The organism is Dyadobacter sp. CY345 (genome assembly GCF_021502725.1).
Classification (GTDB): domain Bacteria; phylum Bacteroidota; class Bacteroidia; order Cytophagales; family Spirosomataceae; genus Dyadobacter.
Map to the genome: position 1 here is coordinate 1,340,745 of NZ_JAKFFS010000001.1, position 16,525 is coordinate 1,357,269.

Genomic DNA, 16,525 nt, shown 5'->3' on the forward strand with positions numbered 1-16,525 from the left:
TTCCTGGAATATGAAATATTTACCAACTGCTTCATTACCAAGACATTTAATCTTAACAAATTGGTAATCTTGGTGCCCGCTTTTCGCTAAATAGAAGACTTAGATTTACAACTTATATTTCTAATTTATGCTGGTCTTTATGAGGGTATTTTACAGTTTTCTTTTCATGCTATCGTCTGCGCTTTCTGTTTTCGCCCAGGAAGGAGATTCTCTGCGTACTGAATTGCTCAATCAGCTCAATGTTACGGCAAATCGCATCAAGGAAAAAACGTTTCAAACTGCTGGCTCTGTATCCGTTATTTCATCCAGAACTTTACAGGCGTATCAGCCACGAACAACACCCGAAGCGTTAATGGGATCTAATGGCGTTTTTGTTCAAAAAACAACCCACGGAGCCGGGTCGCCGTTCTTACGTGGATTGACTGGGAACCAAACGCTTATTCTGATCGATGGTATCCGGTTGAACAACAGCACATTCCGCTATGGCCCAAATCAATACCTGAACACGATCGACCCATTCACAATAGACAAAATAGAAGTCCTCCGGGGCGGCGGTTCTGTCGGTTACGGCTCCGATGCGTTGGGTGGTACGCTTCAAATACTAACTTCAAATCCTGAATTTTCAGAAAAACCTGCGGTTCATGGCAATGCAATAGCTCGCTATGCAACCGGCGATATGGAAAAGACACTACGGGCGGGCGTAAAGCTGTCAGGATCACGTATCGCATTTTCCGGTGGCGTAAGTATTCGAAATTTTGGAGATCTGATAGGAGGGGATACGACCGGCAAACAATCCCCCAGTGGTTATAAAGACCGGAATTTTGATGCAAAGCTGCTTTTAGGTTTAACCGACTCGTGGACCCTAACGCTGGCACATCAATCGGTTTCGCAAAAACACGTGCCGCTTTATTACCGCTACAAGCTTGAAAATTTTGCCTTAAATGAATTTAATCCGCAAAAGCGTTCTTTAAGTTATTTTAAATTGAACGGAGTAACAACTAGTAAATGGGCTTCTGAAATCTCTCTTACCGGTTCCTGGCAAGCGACTAATGAGGGGCGGCTGAGCCGCAGAAATGGCAGTAATAGTCTTCGGACGGAAACAGATAAAGTGCAGACTGCCGGCCTGATCTTCAACATACAATCCGAAATTTCCGAATTCTGGAAGGCAAGTTCTGGCGTCGAAATATACAATGATCAGGTAAACAGCGACAAAGTAGATCAGGTTGACGGTGCCCGCCCGGTTGCCAGCCGCGGACTGTATCCCGACGATAGTAAATACCTGAATTATGCAATTTATTCTCTTCACCAGTTAAAGCTCGACGCCTGGCAGTTTACATTTGGTGGCCGGTTTAATGGCTTTCAGATCAAAGTCGCCGACGAAGCGCTAGGGAACATAACTGTGAAGCCAAGGGCATTGGTTGGAAATGCTTCGATCTCCTATTTACTTCAGGAACATTCCAACTTCTATACATCTTTTCATTCAGCCTTCAGGGCGCCAAATATCGACGATATGGGAACGCTGGGGATCGTTGATTTTCGTTACGAGCTTCCAGCTTATGATCTGAAACCTGAAACATCTTACAACTTTGAAGCAGGTTATAAATTCCGGTCAGAAGGGTTCGCAATGAGCGCAGCATTGTTTCAAAACAACCTGCGAAACCTGATTACGCGCGTGCAGGTTGCCGGACAGAAAATCGATGGCATTGATGTTTATCAGAAAGAAAACGTAGAGCGGGCCTACATCCGTGGCGCAGAACTGGAAGCAGAATATGCGTTGAGCGACAGTTGGAAAATATATGGATCGGGAGCTTATAATTTTGGCAAAAATGTTACCAAAAATGAGCCGGTCCGCCGTATTCCGCCGCTCAATGGAAGATTTGGATTGGCATATCACAGAAGCCAATGGAATTTACGTCCGGAGGTTTGGTTTGCAGAAAAACAAACACGACTGGCAGCTGGGGATGCGGGAGATAATCGTATTCCAAAAGGAGGCACTCCGGGTTGGGTAGTTATCAATCTGATGGCAGGTTTTGATGCAAAACATTTTTCGGTAAATGCTGTTGCCCAGAATCTTACTAACAAAGATTATCGTACGCACGGGTCTGGAATTAATGGCGTGGGCCGTAGTCTCTGGCTGACACTGACAGGTAAGTTTTAAAAATGCAATCATTAATAACATCCATATTCACCATGACAAAATACTTAAAGTTTGGACTGTGCTTGCTGCTTGCCGGCATTGTCGCTTACGGCTGTACGAAAAATACTGGCTCTTCCGGAACAGGCGAGGAATTGGCTATATATAAAGAGCTTTCGTCAAAACGCATTGGTCTACCCAATGGATGGTCGCTTACGCCAGTCGGCAGAAGTTTGGATCTGGACGATCTGCCTTTGAATCTGGTTGTTTCTCCATCAAAAAAGTACCTGGCAGTAACCAATAATGGACAGAGTACACAAAGCATAACCTTAATCGATGCGGCTTCTGAAAAAGTGCTGGATTCAGCCGGAGTAGCAAAATCTTACCTAGGTTTGGCGTTCAGCGACGACGAGAAAACACTGTATGCATCTGGTGGAAACGATAATAAGATTTTGGTATACAAAATTGAAAACCAGCAGCTGGTTCCATCTGAGCCAATCGTCTTGGGTAAACCCTGGCCTGTTAAAATTTCGCCAACGGGAATATCAGTTGACGATGCACAGAAAAGGATTTATGTAGTCACCAAGGAAGACAGTTCGCTATACATTTGTGATTCTCAAACAAAAAAGACAATTAGTAAACTAAATCTGGGAGCGGCAGCATATACTTCTTTGCTTTCCAATGACAAAAAAGAACTCTATATCTCGCTATGGGGCGGCTCGCGGGTTGTAATCGTAAATACAGAAACGCAGAAAATTGCAGCAGAAATTGCGACTAATAAAAACCCAAATGATTTGCTTTTGACCAAAGACGGCAAATTTTTATATGTAGCCAATGGAAATGACAACACGGTCGGGCTTATTGATCTTACGAAACGCCAGATATCAGAAACTCTAACAACGTCTCTTTTTCCAAACGCGCCTGTTGGCACCACTCCAAATGGACTCGCACTGAGTGAAGATGAGAAGGTTCTGTATATAGCCAATGCAGACAACAACTGTCTTGCAGTGTTTGACGTGGAAACAAAAGGACGAAGCCATTCCATCGGATTTATACCAACTGGCTGGTATCCAACTGCTGTGAAAACAATCGGTTCTAAGATATTTGTTACTAATGGAAAAGGGTTTTCTTCCAAAGCCAACCCCAAAGGTCCTAACCCGAATTTATCAAAAGTACCGCAACAAGTAGGACCAAACCCACAGGCTTACACGGGAAGAGAGCAGTATATTGGCGGATTGTTTAAAGGCACCTTGTCGATTATTGATACACCCTCTCCACAGACGCTTTCTGCCTATTCAAGGTTGGTTTACGCAAATACTCCCTATACTAAAAACAAAGAATTAAATGCAGAAGGAGAATCGGGAAACCCGATCCCGATGAAAGTAGGGGACAAGTCACCAATAAAATATGTTTTTTACATAATCAAAGAGAATCGGACTTATGACCAGGTACTTGGAGATATGAAGGAAGGAAATGGCGATGCTTCACTCTGCCTATTTCCCGAAAAAATTACGCCAAACCAGCATGCACTGGCTCGCCAGTTTGTGATGCTCGACAACTTTTATGTGGATGCAGAAGTAAGCGCGGATGGACATAACTGGTCGTCTGCTGCGTACGCCAATGACTATGTGGAAAAAAACTGGGTGACCAGCTACGGCGGTCGTGGTGGAACATACGATTATGAAGGCAGTAAAGATATCGCACATCCAAGAGATGGATTTATCTGGGACCATGCAAAGCGTGCAGGCGTGACTTTCCGGAGTTACGGCTGGTTTGCAGACGAGGGAAAAGCGAATATCAAAACACTTGAAGGTAATTATTGTCCCACTTTTAAAGGTTACAATCTTGGGTATCTGGACATCGACCGCGAAGACGCCTGGGAAAAGGATTTCGACGCATTGGTAGCTGCCGACAAACTTCCAAGGCTAAATACGCTTCGGTTTGGAAATGACCATACCTCAGGTGCCAGCCTTGGAAAACCAACTCCTTTTGCGGCAGTGGCAGACAACGACCTGGCAGTGGGTCGGTTTGTTGAACATCTTTCCAAAAGTAAGGTTTGGAATGAGTCGGTCGTGTTTATTTTGGAAGACGACGCGCAGAACGGTCCGGATCACGTAGATGCCCATCGTTCCACTGCATTTGTCGCAGGAGGTTTTGTGAAAAGAGGCCTTGCGGACCATACCATGTATTCGACCTCGGGAATGCTTCGTACGATGGAGCTGATCCTGGGCATAAAGCCGATGAGTCAATATGATGCAGCCGCTACGCCAATGTGGAGATGTTTCAATAAAACGGCTAATCCGGAAGGTTTTACATCCAAAGAAGCGGGCGTTGACCTTAATCAGAAAAATGTCGCAGTGAATTCAAACTCCCGCCGTTCCGATCAGTTCGATCTTTCAGTGCCTGATGCTATTGATGACTTAATTTTTAGCGAAATTGTATGGCAAACGGTGCGCGGTGAAAAAAGCATTATGCCCGCTCCGCGCCGTGGAGCTTTTGTAAGGCTTGAAAAAGGAGATGAGGACGAAGAGGACGAAGATTAATTAAAAATCAAAACAATGAAAAAGGTACTGCTTCCGATTATTTTGTCTCTGTCATTAACGTTTAGTGCTACGGCTCAGAAATGGGTCGCAAACGCGCCTTCGGGCAAGGAATATCTGCGCCAAAACGATAAAGGGAAAACTATTATTCCCAACGGACGTTATTTGACGCCGACTGGCAAGCAGCTAACTGTGGCGCCTCATCCTTATGGTCTTGCATTGAGCTCGGACGGTAAAATTGCAGTAACAGCCAATTCGGGGATCAATCCTTTTTCAATCAGTGTATTAAATAACATTCTGACCGCCAACCCGTCCGTAAGGCAAATTCCCGAGGGGCCAAAAACGGATAAAGGAATTTTGGAAGCCTGTTTTATGGGGTTAGCCATTACACCGGATAACAAAACGGTTTATGTTGCGGGTGGACAAACCAATAAGATTTTCCTTTTTGATCTTCAAACAGGTAAAAATAAGTTGACCATCAATTGTAACGCTTCTGAGAATGGCAATAAGTACAGTCATGGCTACATCGGCGATATGGTCCTGAACAAGGATGGGTCTACCCTTTATGCCGTGGATCAGATTGGATTCCGTCTGATGGTGATTGATACCAAAATCAATAAGATCATAAGTAACATTCCCACCGGCCGGTATCCGTTCGGGATTTGCCTTTCACCAGATGAAAAGCACATTTACGTGGCTAACGTGGGTGTTTTTGAGTACAAACCTTTTACAGACCTTGATAAAAACAATCTGAAAGGAACCGCACACAAATGGCCGTCAACCAAATATGGTTCCGATGAAATGAAAAATGGCGTTCCTGAAAAGGGTGTTCCTGCGCTGGGTGACCCGAATGCGCTGGAAGCATTTTCTGTTTGGAGCTACGATCTGAAGAATGCCAAACCTGTTGTAAAAGCCAAGATAAAGACTGGGATTTTGGTTGGTCAGATGGTGGAAGATTTTCCGGCAGTGGGAGGTAGCAGCCCTAATTCACTTGTCGCAACTGATCAGTTTGTATTTGTCAGCAACGGAAATAATGACTGTGTTTCTGTTATTGACATTGCAAAAGATACCGTCGTCAATACCTTGCATCTCAATCCCGAACCGCGGCTTGGCTCGCTTCGAGGGCTCATTCCTTTTGGTGTCGCCATTTCGCCTGATCAGAAAAGACTATTTGTGGCGGAAGCGGGAATTAATGCGGTGGCAGTTGTTGATATCCCAACAATGAAAGTAATCGGGCATATCCCGACAGGCTGGTTTCCAAGCAAATTGAAAGTGAGCCCTGATGGTAAAAAACTGATTGTGACCAACGCAAAAGGTCTAGGCAGCGGCCCAAATGGCGGTAAGGATTACAAACTGGGAAGTGCTGGAAGTTACATTGGCAGCCTCATGAAAGGAACCGTTTCTGTGATCGATATTCCGGATGATAAAGAGCTGGCTGGCTTGACAAAAAAGGTGCTTGACAATAATTACATATTCACGAAGGTTTCGCCAAACCAAAAAAATCCTATTCCGGTTTATCCCGGTGCGACTGAGTCTCCCATTAAACACATTGTTTTTATTTCAAAAGAAAACAGAACTTATGATGAGGTTTTTGGCCAGCTTACTTCCGGGAACGGTGATTCGACCATCGCCAGATTTGGCTTAAAAAAGAATATTGAAAACAGAAAAAAGACGTCCGCATTAAAAGGTGTGGATGTAATGCCAAACCATTTAGCTTTGGCCAAACAATTTGCAATTTCTGATAACTACTATTGCGATTCCGATGTATCTGCTGACGGGCACCGATGGCTGGTCAATACCTATCCGAACGAATGGGTTGAAACCGGAACTGCGGCTGCGTATGGCGGCGGCCGCAATATGCTGGACACTTCGTCAGCTCCCGGGAATTTGTCGTTTTACGGCTCAGCCGGAAGTATTTATCCGGAAGATTATAACGAAGCCGGATCACTTTGGGATCATTTGCAGCGCAACAAAAAGGATTTTTTCAACTTCGGTTTTGGAGTAGAAATGGCCGCTAATTATTCAGACAGTACCATGAAACACATTGGCGAACTGTACACGGTCAACTACCCGTTGCCCGAGCCGCTTTATGACAAATCTTCAAAGCTGTTTCCAACCTATAACATGGCGATTCCTGACCAGTTCCGGGCGGATGTTTTTATGAAAGAATTCAACGAGAAATGGACAGGTGAAGGTAAAACGCTTCCTTCCATGCTGACATTAATGCTGCCAAATGATCACGGAACAAACGAACGGCCGGGTGCAGGGTTTCCGTTTGGTGAAAGTTATATGGCCGATAACGACCTCGCTCTTGGTCGCACGATTGAGTTTTTATCGCATACACCTTACTGGAAAAATATGCTGATTGTGGTAACTGAGGACGATCCTCAGGGAGGAGTTGACCATGTGGATGCCCACAGGAGCATTTTAATGACCATTTCACCCTATATCAAGCATAATTATGTTGGAAAGCAGCATTATAGCTTTGGAAGTATTTTTAAAACTTTCTGGCATATCCTGGGTATTCCTTACTTAAACCAATATGACGCAACAGCGACAGATATGAGTGATCTGTTTACTGATAAGCCTGACTTTACGCCTTACAATGCGGTACCAATTGATCCGCGTTTATTTGATCCGCAAAAAGCCCTTGATCCGTTTGATGAAAAGTTCGATTGGAAAGCATTTTCGGAATCAGAAGAAATGGACCGTACAGAAACCATGCAGAAGCGACGGATGGAAGATGATGAGCAATTGCGAAAGAATAAAAAGATGCACAAACCGTAAATTAATTTTTACTTTGATGCTTGCAAATGTTGTTAATACCCGAATATGGATTTGTAACGCAATTTGTATTTTGCAGTATAAGAAGTATTGATTTTAATATTTTATCCAGGTTGATTTAGCTAGGAGATTAAATTGAATTAGTTTTCCTAAGCTTAAATAGATTGATATTATATTGGATTTTCCGGAAAGAAATCTTTTGGAGAGCTACGACGTAACTTTGTAATGGAGTTAAGATGATCCGTGTTGTACTTGGCCCTGAGTTCTGGATTTTCGATTTGTCCAGTAATCTTCGGAATAGCTCACGAGCAAGCTGATGTGATCATGAATATCACCGGAGACATTATCAGCGGACAGGTAACTGGTGGTGATAATGAGAAGCAACTTTCAGAGTGTTTTGGTAAGATTATGCAGGACAGGACTAGCTTTTCTATTACCTGAATGGATACTGTAAAACAAGACAACGTCATATTCACGGATTCGAAAGTGACACTTTGGAGATGGCGAGATGATTTTCAAAACGACTTTGCTGCACGTATGGACTGGTGTAACAATGCCTACGAGTCAGCCAACCATCCGCCGGTTCCAGTCTTGTCACATCCTGAAAAAATCAATGTAAAGTCAGGTGATAACTTTACGCTGGATGCTTTTCAGTCGCATGACCCTGATGGTGATAATATTAGCTTTCTGTGGTTTAATTATCCCGAGGCTGGCAATTACAAAAAGCTGATAAATGTCAATGGTGCCGCGAATGTATATAAAGCACATTTTACAGCGCCAAAGGTGGACAAAGAGGCAACTGCACATTTTATTTTAAAAGTTACCGATAAAGGTGAACCGAGTTTGTCTGGGTATAAGCGGGTTATTGTAACAATAGAACCTAAATAACCGGTCATCCGGGCATTTGTCAAAATGGTTGAATCTTGAAAATGATCCTATGAGCCTAGTGAACTCCTGCTTTGAATTTAGATTTTCTTACAGACACAGCGACCGTAGTGATTGAAGGTTGCGGAATTTGGTTATCTAAATTTAATACGAAATATGATTTATTTAACCGATAAGTTACTTATTTTGCCCTAAAAAATCATGAAGTCTATTTTTACGGCTCTTTTAATAATTGTGATTTCCTCGTCATCCTATTCTCAGGGTGTGGATCTTTTTAGAAGAAATCTGGATGTTCACGTTGATTTGGTGCCTGTAATATTTCCGGATCCGGCAATTCGGTTTGGCTCCGAAATGATGCTGGGCAAACGGTGGTCAGCCGGGCTGAATCTTGGTGTTGGTACCTATATTTTAGGTAACAGAGCGATCTTGTTTTCCGAACCTTCTTGGAATCGGGGGTATCAATTGTTCGAAATACGTCCCGAGATCAAATTTTATTGGTTCAAGCGAGAAAAAATGGGCTGGTACATTGCAGCAGAAGGTTTATTATCAAGCATGAAAGCCTCTACCGGAAAAGGCTATCATTTCGCAAATGATAGCGATTCGCTGGAAGTAGTATTTGACCGGGCTGATTTTCAAAAAACCAAGATCGGACTAATTGGAAAAATGGGAGGACGGTTTTTGTTTAACGATCGCATCACGCTGGATTTTTTTACTGGCTTGGGTTTATCCAATACCAACTCCTCTTACAGCAATTATGTAAACCTTGGATCTCGCAGATCAGATCCTTTTTTCGAAGGTGAGAATTACACGGTTGGGGAGAGAATAACCGCCCATTTGTCATTCGGCCTTAGGATTGGGATGTTGGTTTGGACTAAAAAAGAGGAGTAGCTTTTGTCCTTTTAATTCACACTGAATGCTGTTCAGGGACTCGTTATATATACTTTCAATTCACCCAAACGCAAAATTACTAATTTTCAATTGCCTGTTTATGAAATCATTCATCCTATCAGCTATTCTTGTTTTTTTATCGACATTATCCTTTGGTCAGATTTTCGTCGGAGATGTGGATATTAACCGTGTAGATAGTATTAAGATTGTAGAAGTGTATGTAAACCGACGTGCATTTAAAAATATCGTACACGTATTTGTGGATTATGGTCAAAAAGACAATTTGAATGCAATCAGTATTGGAAATCGAAGTGATGATCTGCTAATATTAGAACCCGGAACAAAACGAAAAAAAGTGTTTCTATCCACCGGCGGGGTCCTGAATTTTTTTGAACGAAACGGCTGGGAATATATTAATGGTTTTGCTGAAAATGGACCTGATATTGGAGGTAACTATTACCATTTCAGGAAACGGTTAACAAAATAAAGTCCGGCAGTAGCGTAACCGGCCATCTCGGATAAACATTATCAGAACGTCTATGTTAACCAGTTAATTTTCTTTGAATAAGTCAGTTATATTTCAAGTGGCTTTCTACTTTTTGTTGATTCCTTTGAAAGGCCATTGTCAGACAGATTTTCGATCCGATTCGTTACATACTTTTACACAAAGCAAAATCAGTGCTGAAATTATTGGTTTGTCTTTTCAAAGAGAGAAGGCAGTGTCTAAAAGAAGTACGATCGTGTTTGCAGCCGCTCTGAATTATTCATTTTATCTTACAAGTGGGAACATTTTTGCAAGATTCGGACAGTCCCTGGATTTTACCGTATCAACCGGGCGACGATACTATTACCGATTGTTTCCTTCTTCTATGATACGAGAGCAAAATGTGGGGAACTTTATTGGCGCCGATCTGGCTTTCTCCACGGGCTCGCTCATTTCAAAAGCGCTTTTTCACGAACCGGTCATTTATATCAATCCTTACTGGGGGATACAACGAAATTTTGCAAAAAGTGGAAGTTTCGAGCTTGGCGTGGGTCTTGCCGGAAATTATGAAGTGAACAGGTCCGCGGGTCAATTTTCTATTTCTCCGACCATACGGTTTCAAATGGGGTGGATCATAAATAGAAAAATAACTAAATGAAAAGAATTCTGTTCAATCTGGTTTGTCTGAGTATGTTTAGTATATTACTCTTGTCCTGTTATGAGCGGCTTGGCGCGCAGTTTCCGCCGTTGAACACCCGAAAATTGAAGAGGAAAGTTGCTCCGCCGCCTGAATTCAATTCATCGGTTCTGGAATACAAAAGGAACTACGGTTACTGGCCAAAATCTGAGACAGATCTTGTTTCATATAACAGATCTGCCGTGAACAAATTGTATGATGCCGGTTTTAATTCCTGGTCACTTGGCTGGTTTTCAACTGATACTTTATACATTCATTTCGTACACGATCCGGTTTTTGAAAATGCTCATTTTGGAGGTATACCCATTCCGGGTAAAGAAGTAAGGATCAGAACTCGTTATGTTTCATCAAACGGGATTATAAAAACTGATTTTGATAAAAAAGCAGATCAATGAGTCGGTTTTTGATGGTTATCGTTCCAGATTACTTTCTTGCGGATCGAGGGTTGACTTAGCAATTCAAAGGTTTCAATTTCCCTTGTCATATATTTTTCTATTTTTTTTCCAAGATTTCCTATAATCAAACTATGATGCAGGTAGATCTTTGGAAGTGTAGAAGCCATCGGCCTTATTATTTTTTATGATAAACCTCCATATCCAACAGTACAGTTAGTGGAGATTTTATCAGATAAAAATCGATGCCGATACTTTTCGTGTCTTAAGGCAATGTACTAGTTTGAAGATGCCCACCTTAGGCAGCCCCAATATCTAACAATATTTGCAAATCTGGATAATGGAGGATGGCATAAAATTAGTAAATTCCCGGAAAATGAAATCGCTGTAATTTAGGTTCTATGACAAAACAGTCCAATAACCCGTTCGTTCTTGCTCTTAGCGCCCGCAATCTTACCGTAGAAATTCATCATCATGCTGCATATCAAATCGCCCTGTCAAATGATACCCCATTTAATTCAACGATTAGCGGCGTACAATATGAAAAAATTCACGGTTTTCTGATAAAGCCTCACGTACCACATTTTTGCGTTGCAGAAAAAGGAACACTGAATGTTTTGAATATAGAACCCTACTCGAATATCGGTCTGGAACTGGCAAGCAGATTAAAAGAGAATCAAGATTACATCATTTTTGAATCGCTTCCCGAAACAAATTCTTTTTTTCAGACACCAAATGACAGCTTAGATGTTAATACGATAGTTGATGCCATGCTTTCTAAATTACCTTCCATCGATTATGATGAAAGGGTTGTACAAATCGTTGAATATATAAAAGCTAATTATTTTGAGCAAAACATAACGCCTCAAACATTTGCCGATATCGTTTTTCTTTCCCCATCTCGATTAGCCTCACTTTTCAAGAAACAAACCGGAAGCAGTTTATCCAAATACTTATTATGGACACGGTTGCGCCAGGCAATCTACCTTACCCTTTCCGACAAAGACAGAAGCCTTACCGACATTGCCTACGACACCGGCTTTTACGACCTTCCACAATTCAATAAGTATATGTACCAGATGTTTGGAATGCCTCCAAAAGCCTTGAAGCACAATAGTGATCTGATTGACATCTATTAGATTTGCCTTATTAATAACATTTTTTTACGACAATATATTTCCATAAGTGCCTGCATCCGGCGAGTACCTCAATCTTCTAAAAATCTTCGCATATTCAAAAATTAACACTGTTATAGAACTGGAGATGTTCGACATTTTTATTACTAATTTGTTGTAAGCTAATAACGGCACCTTCGCTTTAAGCAGAACAGTGATTTGATACAAGTTTGATCCTGTGCTTGCGTGCAACTTTGTGATATCATTTTAACATATAAAATAATATCATGAAAGCTATTGTTTATCAAAAGTTCGGGACCGCAGACGTTTTGCACATCATAGAACAGCCGAAACCTTCTATTAAAGCAGATCACATACTTGTCAAAGTCAAAGTGTTCTCAATCAATCCAATGGATTGGAAAATCAGAAAAGGAGAAATGACGCTGATGTCTGGCTCTAAATTTCCTAAGCGAACAGGTGCTGACTTCGCCGGAATCGTTGAAGAAATCGGCACCTCTGTAAGCGGCTTTGAAATAGGTGACGAGGTCTTTGGCGTCGTGAAAAATATGATGAAAGAAGGTGTTTCAGCCGAATATATCGCAGTGCCGTCTTCCTTGATTTGGAGAAAACCTTCTGATATCAGCTTTGACAAGGCCGCTTCAATTCCGGTAGTTGGTACCGCAGCGGTGAGCGCATTAGAAAAGATGGGTAACATCAACGCGCAAACCAGCATCCTGGTGAATGGAGCTACCGGTGGTTTTGGCATGTTTTTACTTCAATTATTAAAGCAAAAGGGCGCCAATGTCACAGCCGTTACAAGCAGCAGGGGAGTTGAATCTGCCAAAAAATGGGGAGCTGCTACCGTGTTAGACTATGCAAAGCAAGATGTGCTTTCCAACTCGGCTACCTTTGACGTTGTCATTGATTTATCCGGCAAAATGGGGTATAAAAATGCCAGACAAATCATGAAACCCAAGGCAATCTTTTTGAACCCGACGCCAAAGCCAATCGAAATTCCTGTATCGTTTTTCAAGAATTTGTTTACGGCCAAAAAGCACATTGTCATACTTTCCAGCCCATCTGCTCAATACACAGAGATCTTACTAGATGCCGTGAAGGATGGGCTAGATATCGAAGTCAATAAAGTTTTTTCATTCGCTCAATACAAAGAAGCCTATCAATATGCTGAGCAAGGTGGCTACATCGGAAAAGTTGTTGTAGAAATAGAGTAAGAGCCTGCAAACTAATGCATGGGCTTGCCTGGCTTGGTTGCAGACTCCTCAAATTACAATCAATTTTTAACGTAATGTTAACAAAAATAGATAATACCATAAAATACGGAAAACAGCATGGCGGCTTTGGAATACAGATTTTATATCCTGGGCTCATTTGTCCAGTGTTAGCCCATACTGGTTATTATACGATTGTAAGGAATGATCATGCCCGCATGACACCAGGTCTGGACTCGGAAGGACATAGCGGCATTATTTCAAATCGAAAATTAATGATGATGAATTCAGGAGCAGGCTTTTATCATCAGGAAAAGGTGTCGGAGGAAGGTGGGATTTCAGAGGGGCTATAAATTTTGATCAGGCCGTAATCTACATAGATGAGCTGCTAACAATCAAAAATTAGAAGAGTGATTTGATACAAGTTTTATTTTTTTGATCACAACATCTTTGCATAATAATCTATCAAACACATTTAAAAAAAAATAACATGAAAACTAAAGTAGTGGTGCTCGGAGCAACTGGGACAGTCGGGAGTAAGATTTCAGACATCCTTTTAAACCAAGGGCATCAGGTAACATTGATCGCAAGGCACACTGAAAAACTGGAAAAATACCGCAGTATGGGAGCCCAAATCATTGCCGGGGATATCACCGATGTTCAGACGTTGACCAATGCTTTTGAAAATGCGGATAGTGCATTCGTGATATTACCTGACAATGTAAAGGCTGAAAATACAAGAGCTTACCAGAGGCAGGTCACAGGCATCTTAATTGAGGCCATTGAAAAGTCAGGCATTAAATATATAGTCAATATGAGCAGTGTCGGCTCACATATGCACGAAGGGAATGGTATGATGGCAGGGACTGGCGAACAGGAAGTTAGACTAAATCAGCTGAACGATGTAAACGTGTTGCACATCCGTTCTGCCTATTTCATGGAAAACTTTTTGAGGACTATCGGTTTGATTAAAAAAATGGGGTTTAATGGCTCAGTAGCAGATGGAAATCATTCCATACCGATGGTAGCAACCAAAGATGTCGCAATAATTGCAGCTGGGCATTTGGCTAGCCTTGACTTTGAAGGTAAAAGTGTTCGTGCCGTGATGGGTCCGAAAGACTATACTTATAATGAGTTCACAACTATTATCGGTAAAGCAATTGGCAATCCTGAGCTAACGTATGTGCAACTACCGGTAGAGCAGGTGAAGCAAGCTTTTTTAGGCAACGGTTTCTCCGAAGATTTTACCAGTAATCTGATTGAAATGGGAACCGCCATTAAAACTGGGTTTATGAATTATCAAAAACGAGATGATTCGACTACAACGCCGACAACTGCTGAGGATTTTGTCAATGAGGTTTATCTGCCTGTATACAATAAATAATCGTGTCAATTAAAATTAGAAATCATGAATTTATTTGAAGAAACACAGTTAGGGAATCTAACTTTAAAGAACAAGATGGCCATGTCTGCCATGACAAGAAGTCGCGCGGATCATAACGGAATAGTGGGCGATTTGACAGCGCAGTACTACACGCAGAGAGTAAGTGCCGGGCTGATATTCACAGAAGCCATCCGCATAAGTGAGCAAGCAACCGGTAGCCCGGTTACACCTGGCATTTACGCCACCAATCAGATCGAAGCCTGGAAAAAAGTAACAAAATCAGTCCACGATCACGGCGGCGTTATCATGGCCCAGCTGTGGCATACAGGCCGTGTGGGGCATTCGATTGACAGGGACGGTAAATTACCACTTGCACCTTCCGCACTACCTATACGAGGAATGCAGCATTTCACTTCGCAGGGTTTAAAAGATTACGAAACACCCCAGGAAATCACTATTGATGAAATCAGACAAACAATAAAGGATTACGGACAGGCAGCTAGGAATGCAATAGCAGCCGGTTTTGATGGTGTCGAACTTCATGCTGCAAATGGTTATTTACCCAGTCAGTTTCTTGCAGAAAGTGCAAACCAGCGAACAGACGAATATGGTGGTACCATTCCCAAAAAAGCCCGTTTCGTGCTGGAAGTAATGCAGGAATTAATCACCGCAGTTGGAAGCGATAAGGTAGGAATAAAAATATCACCTTTTCATCCGTACGGAGATATGATATTGGATAATCCCGCTGGTACATACACCTACCTGATTGAGCAGCTCAACGAGTTGAATTTTGCCTATGTTGAATTAATGAAGCGCAGCCCGCACTTTCCATCGCCTGCTCACTATCCGGCCGATGATGAAATTGAATTGTTTGGCAGCATGATACGGCAAACGGTAATTGCAAATGCTGGCTATGAAAAAACTTCCGCAGAGGCAGAACTAGAAAAAGGTATAGCGCGGCTAATTTCGTTTGGAACTCTGTTTTTAGCTAATCCAGATTTGCCCCAACGATTCAAAAAAGATGCACCACTTAAACAGCCGGACAGGGAAACGATGTTTGGCGGTGGAGAGCAGGGTTATATTGATTATCCGTTTTTGAAAGAATAAACGGTATTTTGATAGGCAATCGTTTAAATGTTAAGAAACTTCAAACGAACACGATATTCGGATTATGCGTTTTATTGAAGGCCTTCCGCATGGCCATTACATCTTTTAATGCGCATAGCCCTATTGCAGATAGCACTATGATCAATAACAACAGAAAGGCACCCTAGGGGCTCCCTGGTAAAATTTGCCAGGAAGGTAACTACGATACTGTCAGAAAGAAGATCATTTCAGGGTTAAATGCTTTGGCTTTACCTAATGTCTTATAAGCCATAAACATATGATCATTTTCTGTGTGATGACGTCTATACGTTAAGTTGTTAAATTCCAGCTGCCAAAGATAGACCATCGAAGTCTTTAAAATGTGTAAAATCGTAAAAGCATATATCTGGATATTTGTGAAAATCAGAATATAACCTCAACTTCAAAGCCATTTTGAATTGGGGTTATATTTTGAACTAGCAATGATTGACATTTTAATATATCCAACGGCGTCTAATGCAAAAGAGATCAACTGTTGATATCCAACATAATTAGTATCACTAAGCTGAGTTTCTTACAGTCTAACAAAATTTTAACAATGCAAGGGGAATATTTAGAGTTAAATCCGAATCACTGCAAATGGCGAAAGTTATTGAAGGAAGCTAAACGATAAACCCTGTCTTAATCGGTATCCAGAGACCGTTCCTGTCGAAAGAACCATTAGTTGCTTAAATAATTTTCAATATTTTCTGTTTAAATAGCTTGTGGGAATATCCTATTTCAGCCAAGCTGAACGTGAGATTTTCACTTTCCGCATAGAATACAGAATCTTTTTGAAGATTAGGTAAGGTTTTGTCGTCTTTAATAATTCGACGTGACCCAGCTATTTTAGGTTAAATGGACCATT

13 protein-coding genes are annotated in these 16,525 nt (G+C 41.8%); all 13 read left to right on the forward strand.

Features of this window, described 5'->3' with window-relative positions; translation table 11 throughout:
* The first annotated feature begins 139 nt into the window (after positions 1 to 139).
* The 13 genes from L0657_RS05570 (at position 140) to L0657_RS05630 (ending at position 15,639) form a co-directional block, all read left to right on the forward strand.
* The gene (locus L0657_RS05570; RefSeq protein WP_235149426.1) at positions 140 to 2,158 is read left to right on the forward strand and encodes a TonB-dependent siderophore receptor; all 2,019 of its coding nucleotides are present in this window, start codon (positions 140 to 142) and stop codon (positions 2,156 to 2,158) included.
* Positions 2,159 to 2,190: 32 nt separating this feature from the next.
* Entirely contained in the window at positions 2,191 to 4,677 is a 2,487-nt protein-coding gene (locus L0657_RS05575; protein WP_235150429.1) for a bifunctional YncE family protein/alkaline phosphatase family protein, read from the forward strand.
* Between the two features lie 15 nt (positions 4,678 to 4,692).
* Positions 4,693 to 7,461, forward strand: coding sequence for an alkaline phosphatase family protein (locus L0657_RS05580; RefSeq protein WP_235149427.1), 2,769 nt, complete (start codon positions 4,693 to 4,695; stop codon positions 7,459 to 7,461).
* A gap of 438 nt (positions 7,462 to 7,899) precedes the next feature.
* Positions 7,900 to 8,346 (forward strand): hypothetical protein, encoded by a 447-nt coding sequence (locus L0657_RS05585; RefSeq protein ID WP_235149428.1) that lies wholly within the window; start codon positions 7,900 to 7,902, stop codon positions 8,344 to 8,346.
* A gap of 198 nt (positions 8,347 to 8,544) precedes the next feature.
* The gene (locus L0657_RS05590) at positions 8,545 to 9,231 is read left to right on the forward strand and encodes a DUF3575 domain-containing protein (RefSeq protein WP_235149429.1); all 687 of its coding nucleotides are present in this window, start codon (positions 8,545 to 8,547) and stop codon (positions 9,229 to 9,231) included.
* A gap of 100 nt (positions 9,232 to 9,331) precedes the next feature.
* Positions 9,332 to 9,718, forward strand: a complete 387-nt coding sequence (locus tag L0657_RS05595; protein ID WP_235149430.1) for a hypothetical protein — start codon at positions 9,332 to 9,334, stop codon at positions 9,716 to 9,718.
* Between the two features lie 73 nt (positions 9,719 to 9,791).
* Positions 9,792 to 10,373, forward strand: coding sequence for a hypothetical protein (locus tag L0657_RS05600; protein WP_235149431.1), 582 nt, complete (start codon positions 9,792 to 9,794; stop codon positions 10,371 to 10,373).
* Entirely contained in the window at positions 10,370 to 10,807 is a 438-nt protein-coding gene (locus L0657_RS05605) for a hypothetical protein (RefSeq protein ID WP_235149432.1), read from the forward strand. Before L0657_RS05600 ends, L0657_RS05605 begins: the two co-directional genes overlap by 4 nt.
* A 398-nt stretch (positions 10,808 to 11,205) precedes the next feature.
* The gene (locus tag L0657_RS05610) at positions 11,206 to 11,943 is read left to right on the forward strand and encodes an AraC family transcriptional regulator (protein ID WP_235149433.1); all 738 of its coding nucleotides are present in this window, start codon (positions 11,206 to 11,208) and stop codon (positions 11,941 to 11,943) included.
* A gap of 263 nt (positions 11,944 to 12,206) precedes the next feature.
* A complete protein-coding gene (locus L0657_RS05615) occupies positions 12,207 to 13,151 on the forward strand; it encodes an NADP-dependent oxidoreductase (RefSeq protein ID WP_235149434.1) in 945 nt (314 codons plus the stop codon).
* 74 nt (positions 13,152 to 13,225) lie between these two features.
* On the forward strand, positions 13,226 to 13,501 hold the full coding sequence (locus tag L0657_RS05620) for a hypothetical protein (RefSeq protein ID WP_235149435.1): 276 nt from the start codon (positions 13,226 to 13,228) through the stop codon (positions 13,499 to 13,501).
* Positions 13,502 to 13,638: 137 nt separating this feature from the next.
* On the forward strand, positions 13,639 to 14,532 hold the full coding sequence (locus L0657_RS05625) for an NAD(P)H-binding protein (protein ID WP_235149436.1): 894 nt from the start codon (positions 13,639 to 13,641) through the stop codon (positions 14,530 to 14,532).
* Between the two features lie 24 nt (positions 14,533 to 14,556).
* Positions 14,557 to 15,639, forward strand: a complete 1,083-nt coding sequence (locus tag L0657_RS05630; protein ID WP_235149437.1) for an alkene reductase — start codon at positions 14,557 to 14,559, stop codon at positions 15,637 to 15,639.
* Positions 15,640 to 16,525: the final 886 nt, after the last annotated feature.